We start from the raw sequence: 14,861 nt of genomic DNA, 5'->3' as shown, positions 1-14,861 counted from the left end.
GTTCATCACGTCACTCCGATTGCGGTGGGGCGCGGTCGTAAGTTGTACCTACCGGTCGAAAGAATAAACCGTGCAGGCCCGCCGACGCGAATCCGCGCCCCGCCAGGGACGTCACACGAGGTACCGCCCCCCGTTGACGCTGAGGGTCTGCCCGGTGACGTACCCCGCCCCCTCGGAGGCCAGGTACGCGATCGCGCCGGCGATGTCCTCGGGCAGCCCGGCCCGCTTCATCGGCATGCTCAGCGCGGCGGCGTCGATGTCCACCGGCCCCTGCCGCACCAGCGGGGTGTCGATGAAGCCGGGCGCCACGTGGTTGACGGTGATGCCCTGGCCGACGTACTCCATGGCCAGCGCCCGGGTGAAGCCGATGACCCCGCCCTTGGAGGCCGCGTAGTGCGCCATGCCCGGCGCGCCGGTCTGCGCGGACGACGAGGAGATGTTGACGATCCGGCCCCAGCCGGCCGCCAGCATGTCGGGGACGAGCTCCCGCGCGACCAGGAACTGGCCCTTGAGGTTGATGTCGATCACGCGGTCCCAGGCGTCCTCCGTGATCTCCGTGAAGGGCTGGTAGGCGGCGATCCCGGCGTTGTTGACGAGGATCGAGACCGGGCCCAGCTCCGCGCGGCCGCGGGCCGCCGCGGCGGCGACGGCCGAGGCGTCGGACACGTCACCGCCCAGCGCGAGGGCCGTGCCGCCCGCCTCCTGGACGGCGGTCGCGGTCTTCTCCGCGCCCTCCAGGTTCAGGTCCCAGACGGCGACGGCCGCGCCGAGGGCGGCCAGCGCGGTCGCGGCGGCCGCTCCGATGCCTCGGGCGCCGCCGGTGACGACGGCGACCTTTCCTTGCAGTGACATGGGTACTCCTCGGGTCGCACGGCTCTTCGGGACCGCCCCCTGACCGGGCGGTGAGGGAAAGTTAGAACAGCCGGTCGATACAATCAATGTTCCCGACGACATTGATCGAGCCGGGACCCTGCTCTAGTCTCGCCAATATTCGATCGATCGGTCGAAAGAACAGATTCGGGCTCCCGCGGGCAGAGCCGCCCCCGGTGCGCTGTGGAGGGCAGATGAGCAAGACGGCGAAGACGACGGCACCGCCGGGCGACCGGGCCGGTGCTCCGGCCGGGCCGCTGGACGTCGTGGTCATAGGCGCGGGAGTGACCGGCATCTACCAGCTGTACCTGGCCCGCGAGGCGGGTCTCTCGGCGCGGCTGCTGGAGGCGGGCGACGGGGTCGGCGGCGTCTGGTACTGGAACCGCTACCCCGAGGCCCGCTTCGACTCCGAGAGCTACAGCTACGGCTACCTCTTCTCCGAGGAGCTGTGGCGGGAGTGGGAGTGGTCGGAGCAGTACGCCGGCCAGCCGGAGATCGAGCGCTACTTCAACCACGTCGTGGACCGCTTCGGCCTGCGCGAGGACATCGTCTTCGGCGCGCGGGTCACCTCGGCCGTCTTCGACGAGCGCACGAACCTGTGGGACGTGACGGCCGCGGACGGCATGACGCTCAGCGCCCGTTTCGTCGTCGCCGCGACCGGCAACCTGTCGGTGCCGTTCATCCCGGCGATCGAGGGCCGCGAGGACTTCCGGGGCGCGCAGTACCACACCAGCCGCTGGCCCAAGGAGCCCGTCGACTTCACCGGCAAGCGCGTCGCGCTGGTCGGGACCGGCTCCAGCGGCGTCCAGGTCGTGCCCGCCATCGCCGGCGCCGTGGCGGACCTGACCGTCTACCAGATGAAGGCCGACTGGGTCACGCCCCTCAACAACCGGCCCATCACGGACGCCGAACAGGCCGCCCTGAAGGCCGACTTCGAGCGGATCAGGGACACCCTGGCCACCTCCCCCAGCGGCTTCCTGCACACCCTCAACCCGGTGAGCGGCAAGGACGTCGGAGCCGAGGAGCGCCAGGAGTTCTACGAGAAGATCTGGCACAGCCCCGGCTTCACCAAGCTCACCGAGCACTACCGCGACATGACGTACGACCCGGACATCAACGCCGAGTGGTGCGCCTTCATGGCGGCGAAGATCCGCGGCCTCGTCGAGGACCCCGCGACGGCCGAGAAGCTGATCCCGAAGGACGGCGGCTACGGCGCCCGGCGCCCCCCGTTCGGCACCGGCTACTACGAGGCGTACAACAACCCGTCCGTCTCCCTGGTCTCCCTCCCCGAGGAGCCCATCGTCCGCTTCACCGAGACCGGCATCGAGACCTCCCAGGGCCTGCGCGAGTACGACATCGTCGTCTGGGGCACCGGATACGACTTCGGCACCGGGGCCCTCAACCGGCTCGGGGTGCGCGGCCGGGGCGGGCTCGCGCTCGAGAAGCACTGGGCGCAGGGACCGCGCACCTATCTCGGGGTCGCGGCGGCCGGTTTCCCCAACTTCTTCTTCCCCGGCGGCCCGCACGGCGCGCTCGGCAACAACCCCCGGTACGCGGGCGACCAGGCCGACTTCACGCACGCCGCCATCGTCCACGCCCGGGCGCGGGGGGCCGCCGCGATCGAGGTCAAGGCGGCCGCCGAGACCGAGTGGACCGACCTCATGAACAGCGGCGAGAACCTGTCCCTCTTCCAGAAGGCCAGCTACTTCTACGGCTCCAACATCCCGGGCAAGGCCGTCAGCCAGCTCCTCAACCCCACGGGCCGGTGGAAGCTCCAGGAACTGATCGCCGAAGTGAAGACGGCCGGCTTCACCACCTTCGCATTCTCCGAGGAGACCTCATGACCAAGCGCTGGAAGCAGCGTCCGCCCGGCTCGACCTGGGGCGACTTCGGTGACGACGACGAGCTGGGCCGGATCAACCTGCTCACCCCCGAGAAGGTCCTCCAGGGCGTGCGCGAGGTCGAGCACGGCATCACCTTCAGCCTGAGCCTGCCGCTCGACTACCCCGGCGGCACCGCCCTGAACCAGCGCCGCTACCCGCCCGTCCTGCGCCCCACCGAGGACCTCGCGCACAACCAGGACGTCTTCTACAACGTCGTCGCCCGCGAGCGGATCGACCCCTCGCTGATCGACGTGTGGTCCGACGACGTGGTCACCCTCTGGCTCCAGTACTCCACCCAGTGGGACTCCCTGGCCCACCAGGGCGCGGAGTTCGACGCCGACGCCGACGGCACCGCCGAGCCCGTCTACTACAACGGCTACCGCCCCGGCACCGACCTCGTCGGCCCTCAGGACGACGTCAAGGGCGACGGCAGCGGCAGCAAGAGCCACGCCCGCCACCTGGGCCTGGAGCACATGGCCGAACACGGCGTCCAGGGCCGCGGCGTCCTGATCGACATCGCCCACCACCTCGGCACCGGCTACCAGTCGGTGAACCTGAGGCAGCTCAAAGAGATCATGGCCGCCGACGACGTCACCGTCGAACCCGGCGACATGCTGCTGCTGCACACCGGCTTCGCCACGCAGGTCCTCGCCTGGAACAAGAACCCCGACCCGGTGGCCATCCACCAGACGGCCGCCTATCTGGACGCCGACGACCCCGACCTGCTCCAGTGGATCGCCGACAGCCAGATCTCGGCGCTGATCTCCGACAACTACGCCGTCGAGGGCGTGGGCGTCACGCAGGCGCAGGGCCCCCACACCCTGCTGCCCATCCACCACCTGTGCCTGTTCAAACTCGGCGTCCCGCTGGGCGAGTTGTGGTACCTCCACGACCTCGCCGCATGGCTGCGCGAACACGGCCGCAGCCGCTTCCTGCTGACGGCGCCGCCGCTCAACCTGCCGGGCACACAAGGCAGTCCGCTCACTCCGGTGGCGACGGTCTGACCCTGGCGCACGGCGATGCCCCGGAGATCGTCTCCGGGGCATCGTCATGTGCCGTGCGCGGGGTGGACCGGTTCGGGTACGGCCGTCCGGCGCAGGGCGACCAGTGCGGCGACCCGGTCCTCCAGGTCGGTGAAGACGCGGCCGGGGGCGGCGAAGCCCTGGAAGAGGGTCGCGCAGTACTCGCGGGAGAGCCGGCTCGCGTCCCACTCGCCGGCCGGGTCGATCCACTGGTAGGTGTGGTTGTGCAGGTTGAGGAACTGGAGGGTGGCCAGGCGCGGGTCGAGGGGGCGGAAGGAGCCGTCCTCCATGGCCGCGACCAGCAGCCGCCGCACGATCTCCTCGAACTCCGCGCGCTGGGCCAGCAGCCGCTCGCGGTGGGCGCCTCGCAGGCTGCGGTAGTCGTGCTCGTAGACCCAGATGTGGTCGAGGCGGGCGAGGATGTTCTCCAGGAGCGTCTGGGACAGCATCCGCAGTCTGAGCAGGGGATCCTGGTCCAGGGCGGCGATGCGGTGCACGCCGGCGAGCATCGGGGCCATGACGCGGTCCTGGATCTCGACCAGGAGCTGTTCCTTGGACCCGATGTAGTAGTAGAGCGCGCCGCGCGCGAGTCCGGCGGCCTCGCCCACCTCCGCGATCCCGGTGGCGGCGTAGCCTTTCGCGGCGAACAGCGCCGCCGCCTGGTCGATGATCTCCTGCCGCTTGATCTCGTAGCCCGGTCCGTGCCCTGGTGGTCTCGCCATGGTTCCGCAGTCTAAGGGGCAGGTGAGCGGCGGTTTCCCGGGCCGCGCTCCCCAGAGCCGTGCCGCTCAGACCGCCGCGATCCTCCGCAGCGTCGCCGCGATCGTCTCCGCGCTCGGCAGCCACGCCCGCTCCAGGGACGGCGCGTAGGGGGCCGGGGTCGCGGGCGGGGCGACGCGGGTGACGGGGGCGTCGAGGTGCCAGAACCCCTCGTCGACGGCGAGCGCGGCGAGTTCGGCGCCGACGCCGAAGTCCCGTACCGCCTCATGGGCGATGACGAGCCGGTTGGTCTTGGCGAGGGAGGCGAGGACGGTCTCACGGTCCAGCGGGGCGATCGTCCGCAGGTCGATCACCTCGACGCTGACGCCCTCGGCGGCCAGCAGACCGGCGGCCGTGAGGCAGTCGTGGACCATGCGGGACCAGGAGACGACGGTGACGTCGGTGCCTTCGCGGACGACTTTGGCGCGGCCCAGCGGGACGAGGTGGCCGGCCGGGGGGCGGGGGCCCTTGAGGCCGTACTGGAGGCGGTTCTCGACGAACACGACCGGGTTGGGGTCCTGGATCGCCGCGCGCAGCATTCCGTAGGTGTCGGCCGGGTTCGACGGCATGACCACGGTCAGTCCGGGGATGTGCGCCAGGATCGCCTCCAGGCTCTGCGAGTGCTGGCTGCCGGAGGAGCGGCCCGCGCCGAACTGGGTGCGCACGACCAGCGGCATCGAGGCACGTCCGCCGGTCATGAAGCGGAGTTTCGCGGCCTGGTTGAGCAGCATGTCGAGGCAGACGCCGATGAAGTCCATGTACATGATCTCGACGACCGGCTTCATCCCGGCCATCGCGGCGCCCACCGCCGTGCCGAGGATCGCGCTCTCGCTGATCGGGGTGTCCCGCACCCGCCCGGGGAACGCCTGCGCGAGCCCCCGGGTGAGCCCGAAGACGTTGCCGCCCGCGCCGACGTCGATCCCGGCCACGAACACCGAAGGATCGGCGGCGAGTTCGTGTTCCAGGGCGAGGCGTACGGCGTCCATCGAGCGGAAGATCTCGGCGGCGGCGGGGAGCGGGGCCGGTTCGGGGAGCGCGGGGCGCGGGGCGCCGACGAAGTCGTGCAGGGTCTCGGGGGCCGGCTCGGGCAGGGTGCGCGCCCATGCCACGGCCGCCGTGACCTCCTGGTCGGCCTCGGCGTCCACCGCGTCGGCCGCGGCCGCGTCCACCCCGGCCGCCGCGAGGTGCCGGCGGGCCACGAGGAGCGGGTCGCGCTCCTTGGCGGCGGCGACCTCCTCCGCCGGCCGGTAGCGCTCCGGGTCCCCCTCGTAGTGGCCGTGCCAGCGGTAGGTCTCGGCCTCCACCAGCACCGGGCCGCCGCCGTTCCGCAGCCGTTCGACGACGTCGTCCATCAGCCCGGCCACGGCGAGCACGTCGTTGCCGTCGGCGTGCGCGTACCCGATCCCGTACCCGGCGGCGCGCGCCTTGAGGGGCGCGCGGTGCTGTTCGGCGGCCGGGGAGAACTCGGAGTAGTGGTTGTTCTCGCAGAGGAAGACGACGGGCAGGTCCCATACGGCGGCCAGGTTGACGGCCTCGTGGAACATGCCCTGGGCGACGGCCCCGTCGCCGAAGAACGCCACCACCACGTCACCGGCCGCCCGCAGTTTCGCGGCGGTGGCGGCGCCTGCGGCGATGGGCAGGCCGGCGCCGACGATGCCGTTGGCGCCGAAGATGCCGAGGCCGGGGTCGGCGATGTGCATGGAGCCGCCGCGGCCGTGGCAGGTCCCGGCGTCCTTGCCCATCAGCTCCGCCATCATCGGCGCCAGGTCGAGGCCCTTGGCCAGGACGTGGCCGTGGCCGCGGTGGGTGGAGGTGATCACGTCGGTGGCGCGCAGCGGCCAGCAGGCGCCGACGGCGGAGGCCTCCTGGCCGATCGACAGGTGCAGGAAGCCGGGGATCTCGGTGGCCTTGTACAGCTCCGACGCGCGCTGCTCGAAGCGGCGGATGCGGCTCATCCTGCGGTACATCTCCAGGAGCCGGTCCGCGTGGGTGGGTGCCACGCCGGTGATCTGTGGTGCCGCGGTCATGTGTGTCGTCCTCTGATGCTGGTGGCGGGGGCTGCGGGCCGGGTCAGGCCTTGCGGACCAGGTCCCGGGCGATGACGTTGCGCTGGATCTCGCTCGTCCCCTCGCCGATCTCCAGGATCTTGGCGTCGGCGTAGAAGCGGGAGATCTCCGACTCGCGCATGAACCCGTACCCGCCGTGGATCTGCACCGACTGCGAGGCGGCCCGGTTGGCGACCTCGGAGGCGTACAGCTTGGCCATCGCCGACTCCGTGGCGTGCGGGCGGCCCTGGTCGGCGAGCCAGGCCGCGCGGTAGACCATCCAGCGGGCGGCCTCGAACTCGGTGCCCATGTCGGCGATCTTGTGGGCGACGGCCTGGAAGTCGGCGAGGGGGCGCCCGAACTGCTCGCGTTCCCTGGCATGTTGGACGCCGAGGGCGAGGGCGGCTTTGGCGAGCGACATGCTGAGCGCGGCGACGCTGATGCGGCCCTTGTCGAGGACGGACAGGAACTGGCGCAGGCCGCCGCCCTCGGTGCCGATGAGGTGGTCGTCGGGCACGAGGCAGTCGGTGAAGACGAGTTCGCGGGTGTCCATGGCGTGCCAGCCGAGCTTCTTGAGCTTGCGGCCGACGGTGTAGCCGGGGGTGTCGGTCGGCACGTAGAACGTCGCGAACCTCTTGCGGCCGTCGTCGTCGGCCCCGGTGACGGCGAGGAGGGTGACGCCCTGGCTGATGTCGGTGCCGGCGTTGGTGATGAACATCTTGGTGCCGTTGATCACCCAGCCCTTGCCGGTGCGGCGGGCGGTGGTGGTGATGCCGGCGGCGTCGGATCCCGCGCCCGGCTCGGTCAGCCCGAACGCGCCGAGCGCCTCGCCCCGGGCGAGCGGCGCGAGCCAGCGCTGTTTCTGCTCCTCGGTTCCGTAGGCGAGCAGCGGCAGGGTGGCGATGGTGGAGTGGGCGTTCCAGGTGGAGGCGACGGACTGGTCGGCGGCGCCGAGTTCCTCCATCACGGCCACGTAGGACACCATGTCGGAGCCCGCCCCGCCGTACTCCTCGGGCACGAGCATGCCCATCAGGCCGAGTTCGCCGAGCTTGGTGAAGACGTGGGTGGGGAACTCCTCGCGTTCGGACCATCCGGCGGCGTGCGGGGTGATCTCGCGGGCCGCGAACTCCCGGACCATCTGCTGGAGGTCCTGGGTCTCTTCCGGCAGGTCGAAGTCCATGTCACAGTCCCTTCGGGGTCAGCAGAACCTTGAGGTGGGCGGCCCGGTCGCGGGCCAGGTCGGCGAAGCGGGCGGGGCCCTCGTCCAGGGCGGCCCGGCCGGTCAGCAGCGGGGCGGCGTCCAGACGGCCGGTGCTCATCAGGGCGATGACCCGGGGGATGTCGAAGTTGTAGCCGAGGGTGCCGATCAAGGACCGTTCGTAGAAGACGAGCTGTCCCATGTCGACTTCCACGTCGCCGTGCCCGACGCCCGCGAGGACGACCTTGCCGCCGCGCCGTACGGTGGCGACGGCCTGTCCGGCGAGCGCGGCGGCCCCGGTCGCGTCGATGACGGCGTCGGGCCCGACCCGCCCGGTGCGCAGGAACACCTCGCGCCGTACGTCCGTCGTCCCCGGGTCGAACGCCTCGGTGACGCCGAGGGCGAGCAGTTTCTCCCGGCGCTCCTTCAGCGGTTCGCTCACGTAGAGCCCCGCGGCGCCGGCGAGCTGGGCGGCGAGGACGACGGCGAAGCCGATCGGGCCGCCGCCGACGACCAGGACGTTGTCGCCGGGTGCGACGCCGGCGCGGGTCACCGCGTGCAGGCCGACGGCGAGGGGTTCGGCCAGGGCGGCCATCTCGTCGCTGACGTTGTCGGGGAGGCGGGTCAGCCCGGCCAGCGGGACGGTGACCTGCTCGGCGAACGCGCCGGCGGAGGCGAGGCCGACGGAGCCGCTGAGGGGGCAGATGTGGTACTCGCCGCGCAGGCACCAGCGGCAGGTGCCGCAGTGCCAGACCGGGTCGGCGGTCACCCGGTCGCCGACCGCGATCCCGGGCACCTCGGCGCCGAGGGCGAGCACGGTCCCGCTCAGCTCGTGCCCGAGGGCCAGCGGCGGCTTCGCCCCGGTGAAGGGGTGCGGTCCGGTGCGGATCAGATGCGGGCCTTCGAGGAACTCGTGCAGGTCGGTGCCGCAGATCCCGCACCAGGAGACCTCCACGACCGCCTCGTGCGGCCGGGGTGGCGGTGGTTCGGGCACCTCGTCCAGGCGCAGATCCCGGGCGCCGTGCCAGCGCAGTGCCTTCATGCGTGCCCCTCTTGTCGCTGATCGGCGCCGGGGTCGGCGCGGAACTCCTCATGGCCGGCGCCGACTTGCTCACGGCCATCGCCGAACGTCGCTTTGCCGGGCCCGTGTTCGATGAACGACCGCAGTCCGGCCGCCGCGTCCGCCGTCCCGAAGACCCCCGTGAACAGCGCCCGCTCCAGGGCGAGCCCGGCGGACAGCGCGCCGTCGCCGCCGTGGTCGACGGCCTCCTTGACCGCCTCCAGCGCGGCGGCCGGCCCCCGCGCCAGCTCCCGCGCGTAGCCGAGTGCGGATTCCAGCACCCGCCCGGCCGGTACGACCTCGTCGACGAGCCCGATCCGCAGCGCCTCCTGCGCCCCGACCGTGCGGCCGGTCATCAGCAGGTTCTTGGCGCGGGCGGGACCGAGCAGCCGCGTCAGCCGCTGGGTGCCGCCGGAGCCCGGGACGATGCCGAGCCGCACCTCGGGCTGCCCGAGCCGGGCGTCCTCGGCGGCGACCCGGTAGTCGGCGCACAGCGCCAGCTCCAGGCCGCCGCCGAGCGCGTACCCGGTGACCGCCGCCACGACCGGCATCGGCAGCCGGGCGACCTCGTCGAACGTGCGCTGGAGGGCGCGGTTCCAGCCGCGGATCTGCTCGGGGCCCATCGCGGCGAGCGCCTTGATGTCGGCCCCGGCCGCGAACAGCCGCTCCCCGCCGTGCAGCACCACGGCGCGCACGTCCGGCGCGTCGGCCAGCTCGCGCGCGGCTGCCGCGAGCTCCCGGCGCAGGGCGGAGTCGAAGGCGTTCAGCGGCGGATTCGCCAGCCTGAGCACGACGACGGCCCCCTGGACCTCTCTGTGGACACGTGACACAGCGACTCCCTTCTCGGCTGTGGTTGTCGGTGGCGGCGGAGCGCCGTACAGTGCCGCTACCGGTTTTATAGACCAATGGGTACAGGAAAACTCTGTAGCGGGCAACCGACCGGTCGGAACAACGAAGTTCATCGACGAAGAGAGCCGCCGTGGACAATCTCGCGAGCATCCTCGATTACCACTCGATCCAGCGGCCCGCAGCCGTGGCCGTCGTACAGGGCGAGCACAGTGTGACGATGCGTCAACTTCACAGGAGGGTCAATGAGTTGGCGGCCGGGCTGGCCTCGGCCGGGATAGGCCGGGGGGATGTCGTCGGGCTGCTGCTGCACAACCGGCCGCAGTTCCTGGAGCTGGTGTTCGCCGTCAGCCGGATCGGCGCGGTGCTGCTGCCGCTGAACCACCGGCTGGCGCGGGACGAGTGGCAGTACATCCTGGACCACTCCCGGGCGAAGGTGATCGTGGCGGAGCCGGAGTTCGTCCCCGGGGTGGACGGGATAGCCGGCGTGCTGAAGAACCTGGAGCACCGGATCTGCGTGACGGACGCCGCCCCCGGCTGGAGCGGCTACGAGGACCTGGTGGCCCGGCATCAGGGCGCCGAGGTGGAGCCGGCGGACGTGCTGCCGGGCGACCTGCAACGGCTGATGTACACCTCGGGGACGACGTCCCGCCCCAAGGGCGTCTGTCTCACCCACGGGAACGTGCGGGCGAAGAACGCCGCGCACATCGTCCACTTCGGGCTGACCGCCGAGGACACCACGCTGGTGTGCGGTCCGCTGTACCACGTGGGCGGCCTGGACATGCCGGCCCTCGGGGTGCTGTACGCGGGCGGGAAGGTGGTCCTCCAGCGCCGGTTCGACGCCCGGGCCGCTCTGGAGGCGATCGGGGAGCAGCGGGTCACGAACCTGTGGCTGGCCCCCGCGATGGTCAGCTCCGTGCTGGAGGTCCCGGGCCGGGAGCGGTACGACACCTCCAGCGTCCGGTTCGTGCTGGGCGGCGGCGAGAAGACCCCGGAGCCGGTGCTGCGGCGGGTCATGACCGCGTTCCCCTCGGCCTGGTTCGCGGACGCCTACGGCCTGACCGAGACCGTCTCCGGCGACACCTTCCTCGACCGCGAGCACTGTCTGTCGAAGCTGGGCTCGGTGGGCCGTCCCGTGCCGCACACCCGGGTCAGGATCGTCGGCGACGACGGCCGCGAGCTGCCGCCCGGCGCGCTCGGCGAGATCGCCCTGCGCGGCCCGAAGGTCTTCCCCGGCTACTGGCGCGACGAGCAGGCGACGGCGGCGGCGCTGAAGGACGGCTGGTTCCACACCGGGGACATCGGCCACCTCGACGAGGACGGCTTCCTCTACGTCGACGACCGCAAGAAGGACATGATCGTCTCCGGCGGCGAGAACATCGCCACGCCCGAGGTGGAGCGCGTCCTGTACGAGCACCCGGCGGTGCTGGAGGCGGCGGTGGTCGGGCTCGCCCACCCCCGCTGGGGCGAGGTGCCGCGCGCCTTCGTGGTGCTGCGGCCCGGTGCGGCGGCGGGCACCGAGGAGCTGGCGGAGTTCTGCCGGGCGCGGCTGGCCAAGTTCAAGGTGCCGGCCCGCTTCGACGTCGTCGCCGAACTCCCGCGCACCCCTTCGGGGAAGGTCCTCAAACGCAGCCTGCGCGCGTTTCCCCTGGAGGTGGGGGCATGACGGACGAGCTGCGTCTTGACGGGAAGACGGTGTGGGTGACCGGGGCGGGGAAGGGGCTCGGGCGGGCCATGGCGGTGGCGCTGTCGCGGGCCGGCGCGGATCTGGCGCTGACCGCGCGGACGGCCGCCGACCTGGAGGGGTTGGCCGCCGAACTCGCCGGGCACGGCGGCAAGTCGCTGGTGGTGCCCGGTTCGGTGGCCGACTCGGGTGCCGTGCGCGAGGTGGTCGGGCGGATCACCGAGTGGGCGGGGCGGCTGGACGCGGTGGTCAACTGCGCCGGGGTGAGTCCGCATTTCATCCGGAGCGAGCAGGTGAGCGACGGGGACTGGCGGCAGGTGCTCGACGTGAATCTGGCGGGCACCTTCTACTGCTGCCGTGAGGCGGGGCTCGTCATGCTGGCGCAGGGGTCGGGTTCGATCGTGAACGTGTCGTCGGTGCACGCCGGCGCCGGTTTCGAGCGGATCGCCGCGTACGCCGCCAGCAAGGGCGGGGTGGAGGCGCTCACGAAGTCGCTCGCCGTGGAGTGGGCGGAGCGCGGGGTGCGGGTCAACTCCCTGGCGCCCGGCTACTTCCGCACCGATCTCAGCTCGGGGCTGCTGGACAGCCGGTGGGGCGAGCGGATCGTGGGGCGCACGCCGATGGGGCGGGTCGGGGAGGCGCATGAGCTGGGGGGCGCGGCGGTGTTCCTCGCGTCGGACGCGTCGCGGTACATGACCGGGACGACGGTGACCGTGGACGGGGGCTGGACGGCCTGGTGAGGGCATACGGACGCGGCGGACGGGGTTCCCGTCCGCCGCGTCCGGCGGCTCACTCCTCCTCGACCGCCGCGCAGAGCCCGCCGTCGACGACGATGTCGACCCCGCTGACGAAGCTGGCGCCGTCCGAGAGGAGGAACGCGGCGACCGCGGCGACCTCCTCGTAGCGGCCGGTGCGGCCCAGCGGGGTGCGCTCGATGAGCCCGCGCACGGCCGCGTAGCGGGCCGCCTCGGTGCGGGTCTCCGGGGTGTCGAGGGCGCCGGCCGAGACGGAGCAGGCGCGGGCGCCCACCGGACCGAGCCGGACCGCCTCGGCGCGGGTGAAGCGGTGGACGGCGTAGGCGGCCCACGGGTACGCCCACGCGGGGTCCTCGACGGCCGGGCCGATCGCGGCGCGGACCCGGTCGAGGAAGTCGCCCTCCAGCGGGGTGTCGAGGACGGCCACGACCCGGGGGTCGGGGTCGATGTGGGCGATCTCCGAGGAGACCGAGGCCAGGTACACGAAGGCGGTCCCGGTGGCCGCCAGCGGGCGCAGCGCCTCGGTGAGGAGGGCGCCCGAGACGTAGTCGGTGCCGAGGATCCGGCGCCAGTCGGCGTGCTCGGGCGGCACGTTCTCGGCGTGCGCGACGGCGCGCAGGGTGCCGTGCCCCTTCACGCGCTCGGCGAGCAGCGCGAGGTCGCGCGGGTCGGTGACGTCCGTGGTGAGCGGTTCGACGAGGGTGTCGCCGTGCCGTCCGGACAGGTCCCGCGCGACCGCCTCGGCCGCCTGGGGGCTGCGGTCGGTGAGGAGCAGGACGTCGACCATGGCCGCCAGATGCCTCGCGCAGGCCTCCCCCGTTCCGCGCCCGGCGCCGGTGACGATCCCCACTGCGGTCATGTCGTGCTCCTCACTCACCGCCGCGGGCGTTCGCCGTCACTCGCCCAAAGCCTCGCGGGCGACGGTCCGGGCCGCCACCGCTGCGGGGAAACCGGCGTAGCCGGCGGAGTGGTAGACCACCTCGGCGATCTCGTCCTTGGTGACGCCGTTGGTGAGGGCGATCCGCACATGGGTCTGGAGCTCCTTCTCGGCGCCCAGCGCGATCAGCAGGCCCAGCGTGACCAGGCTGCGGTCCCGGGGGCCGAGCCCCTCGCGGCTCCACAGGGAGCCCCAGACGCTGGTCAGGCCGATGTCGACGAGCTCTTCCCCGAGCCGGCCGTCGCGCAGGTCCACCTCGCCCTCCGGGAAGACCCCGGGCATCGCCGCGCGCATGGCTCGCCAGCCCGCGGCCCGCAGGTCTTCGGGGGGCCCGGACCCTTCCGCGGCGGGTTCCTGGAGGTCGTGGGTCGTCATGCGCGGCTCCTTCGGCACGGCTCTGTGCGGTTCACCTGAGCGAAAGTTAGTTCAATCGGTCGATACAGACAACGTCACTTGAAGGACATGATCCGCCTGCGGAACTTCCAGCGGCCGTCCTCGCAGGTCAGCGTGTCCTCGTAGCCGCCGACGAACTCGATCCGCCAGCCGTCGTCGCCGCCCACGTAGAACACGAAGTTGCTGCTGGCGGTGACCTCGTCGCCGGGCGGCGAGGTGAGCAGGGTGTTGCCGACCAGGTGCAGTTGCGGGGCCTTCGGGGCGAAGGCGCTGTACAGCTCGCGGATCGCCTCGCGGCCCGCGAAGGTGCCCTGTCCGGCGATCTCGGCGATGCCGTCCTCGGTGAAGAGGTCGGGGACGACGGCGGTGTTGCCGGCGTCGATGGCGTGGGCGTAGGCGGCGATCGTGGACTGCACACCGGCCAGGACGGCTTCGGCGGAAACGGTCATGGGTCTTCCCTCCCGGGACAGGTGGCCGAGCCATTGTTTCGACCACTTGGTCTATTGATACACCACACCCCGAGCGCGGGGCCATTCACCTGCGGAGTCACCGTTGTTGACCGATCGGTACAATCTCGACACCACCATCGACATCGCCACACAGAGCGGGGAGCGCACCGATGCCACGACCACCGGGCCACGGGCCGGGTTTCGAGGTCAGACGTCAGAAGATCATCGACATCGCGGCATCACTGTTCGCGCGGCAGGGCTACGCGGCGACCTCCATCAACGACCTGGGGCGCGCGGTCGGGCTCGCCAAGGGCGCCCTGTACTACTACATCGAGTCCAAAGAGAACCTGCTGGTCGAGGTCCAGTCCCGGGTGATGGGCCCGCTGCTGGCCCGGGCCCGCCAGATCGCCGCCCTCGACACCGGCCCGCTGCTGCGGCTGCGGCTGCTGTCGGAGTCCTTGCTGACCATCATGTTCCGCCGGCTGGACCACATCTGGGTCTACGAACACGACTACCGCTCCCTCAGCGGCGCCGAACTGAAGACCCTCCTGGGCCAGCGCGCCGACTTCGAGCAGGTGGTCTCCGAGCTGCTCACCGAGGCCATGCAGCAGCACGTCTTCCGCACGATGCCGCCCAGGCTCGCGACCTTGCAGTTCCTCAACCTGCACAACCACACCTACCAGTGGGTGAACACGGAGGGCCGCTGGGACGCGGCGTTCCTCTCCCAGGAGTACTGCACGACCCTGTTCCGCGGTTTCGGCGCGCCGGACCACGCGCTGCCGACGATCGAGGAGCAGGCGGCGGCGTTCAAACGGGAGCACCCCGGCCTGCCGCTCGATCCGGAGGCGGAGTGGGAGGGGGCGGCCGAAGAAAGCTAGAAGAGAGCCAGGCCCCCCGGACGCGCCTCTGCCGTCCGGGATTCAGCCATGCGTTCGCACAACTCCTCCACGGCGTTGGGAA

General features: G+C 71.8%; 14 protein-coding genes. 5 read left to right on the top strand and 9 right to left on the bottom strand.

All coding sequences use genetic code 11. The annotated features are described in order from the left end of the window. Positions 1-111: 111 nt before the first annotated feature. A complete protein-coding gene (locus tag ACYUD3_RS21070) occupies positions 112-852 on the bottom strand; it encodes an SDR family oxidoreductase (protein ID WP_470972108.1) in 741 nt (246 codons plus the stop codon). A 212-nt stretch (positions 853-1,064) separates the two neighbouring features. Here ACYUD3_RS21070 and ACYUD3_RS21065 point away from each other — a divergent pair, with 212 nt between their 5' ends. Next, on the top strand, positions 1,065-2,714 hold the full coding sequence (locus ACYUD3_RS21065; RefSeq protein WP_470972106.1) for a flavin-containing monooxygenase: 1,650 nt from the start codon (positions 1,065-1,067) through the stop codon (positions 2,712-2,714). Next, positions 2,711-3,757 (top strand): cyclase family protein, encoded by a 1,047-nt coding sequence (locus ACYUD3_RS21060; protein WP_470972105.1) that lies wholly within the window; start codon positions 2,711-2,713, stop codon positions 3,755-3,757. The genes ACYUD3_RS21065 and ACYUD3_RS21060 overlap by 4 nt, the downstream gene beginning before the upstream one ends. Before the next feature lie 44 nt (positions 3,758-3,801). Here the strand turns inward: ACYUD3_RS21060 and ACYUD3_RS21055 are convergent, their stop codons facing one another. The 5 genes from ACYUD3_RS21055 to ACYUD3_RS21035 form a co-directional block, all read right to left on the bottom strand. Continuing rightward, positions 3,802-4,497: a TetR/AcrR family transcriptional regulator gene (locus tag ACYUD3_RS21055; protein ID WP_470972103.1), complete on the bottom strand. Its 696-nt coding sequence runs from the start codon at positions 4,495-4,497 to the stop codon at positions 3,802-3,804. Positions 4,498-4,563: 66 nt separating this feature from the next. Further along, positions 4,564-6,561 (bottom strand): alpha-ketoacid dehydrogenase subunit alpha/beta, encoded by a 1,998-nt coding sequence (locus ACYUD3_RS21050; RefSeq protein ID WP_470972102.1) that lies wholly within the window; start codon positions 6,559-6,561, stop codon positions 4,564-4,566. A gap of 43 nt (positions 6,562-6,604) precedes the next feature. Then, the gene (locus tag ACYUD3_RS21045; RefSeq protein WP_470972100.1) at positions 6,605-7,759 is read right to left on the bottom strand and encodes an acyl-CoA dehydrogenase family protein; all 1,155 of its coding nucleotides are present in this window, start codon (positions 7,757-7,759) and stop codon (positions 6,605-6,607) included. A 1-nt stretch (position 7,760) separates the two neighbouring features. Next, complete coding sequence (locus ACYUD3_RS21040) at positions 7,761-8,819, bottom strand: alcohol dehydrogenase catalytic domain-containing protein (protein ID WP_470972099.1); 1,059 nt, start codon at positions 8,817-8,819, stop codon at positions 7,761-7,763. Then, a complete protein-coding gene (locus ACYUD3_RS21035; RefSeq protein ID WP_470972097.1) occupies positions 8,816-9,667 on the bottom strand; it encodes an enoyl-CoA hydratase/isomerase family protein in 852 nt (283 codons plus the stop codon). Before ACYUD3_RS21035 ends, ACYUD3_RS21040 begins: the two co-directional genes overlap by 4 nt. A 149-nt stretch (positions 9,668-9,816) precedes the next feature. On the opposite strand from ACYUD3_RS21035, the gene ACYUD3_RS21030 reads away from it, so the two are divergent. Both ACYUD3_RS21030 and ACYUD3_RS21025 read left to right on the top strand, forming a co-directional pair. Continuing rightward, positions 9,817-11,349 carry an acyl-CoA synthetase gene (locus tag ACYUD3_RS21030; protein ID WP_470972095.1) on the top strand — a complete coding sequence of 511 codons (1,533 nt, stop codon included), beginning with the start codon at positions 9,817-9,819 and terminating at the stop codon, positions 11,347-11,349. Then, positions 11,346-12,107: an SDR family NAD(P)-dependent oxidoreductase gene (locus ACYUD3_RS21025; RefSeq protein ID WP_470972094.1), complete on the top strand. Its 762-nt coding sequence runs from the start codon at positions 11,346-11,348 to the stop codon at positions 12,105-12,107. Before ACYUD3_RS21030 ends, ACYUD3_RS21025 begins: the two co-directional genes overlap by 4 nt. Positions 12,108-12,156: 49 nt before the next feature. Here the strand turns inward: ACYUD3_RS21025 and ACYUD3_RS21020 are convergent, their stop codons facing one another. The 3 genes from ACYUD3_RS21020 to ACYUD3_RS21010 form a co-directional block, all read right to left on the bottom strand. After that, on the bottom strand, positions 12,157-12,981 hold the full coding sequence (locus tag ACYUD3_RS21020) for an SDR family NAD(P)-dependent oxidoreductase (RefSeq protein WP_470972092.1): 825 nt from the start codon (positions 12,979-12,981) through the stop codon (positions 12,157-12,159). A gap of 36 nt (positions 12,982-13,017) precedes the next feature. Beyond that, positions 13,018-13,434, bottom strand: a complete 417-nt coding sequence (locus ACYUD3_RS21015; protein WP_470972090.1) for a carboxymuconolactone decarboxylase family protein — start codon at positions 13,432-13,434, stop codon at positions 13,018-13,020. A gap of 74 nt (positions 13,435-13,508) precedes the next feature. Further along, entirely contained in the window at positions 13,509-13,901 is a 393-nt protein-coding gene (locus ACYUD3_RS21010; protein WP_470972088.1) for a nuclear transport factor 2 family protein, read from the bottom strand. Positions 13,902-14,071: 170 nt separating this feature from the next. On the opposite strand from ACYUD3_RS21010, the gene ACYUD3_RS21005 reads away from it, so the two are divergent. Beyond that, a complete protein-coding gene (locus ACYUD3_RS21005) occupies positions 14,072-14,779 on the top strand; it encodes a TetR/AcrR family transcriptional regulator (protein WP_470972086.1) in 708 nt (235 codons plus the stop codon). Positions 14,780-14,861 lie beyond the last annotated feature (82 nt).

Source organism: Streptomyces sp. AMJ-169, from assembly GCF_055597585.1.
The sequence above is the reverse complement of the archived record's forward strand: the minus strand, read 5'-3'. Positions and strand labels throughout refer to the sequence as shown.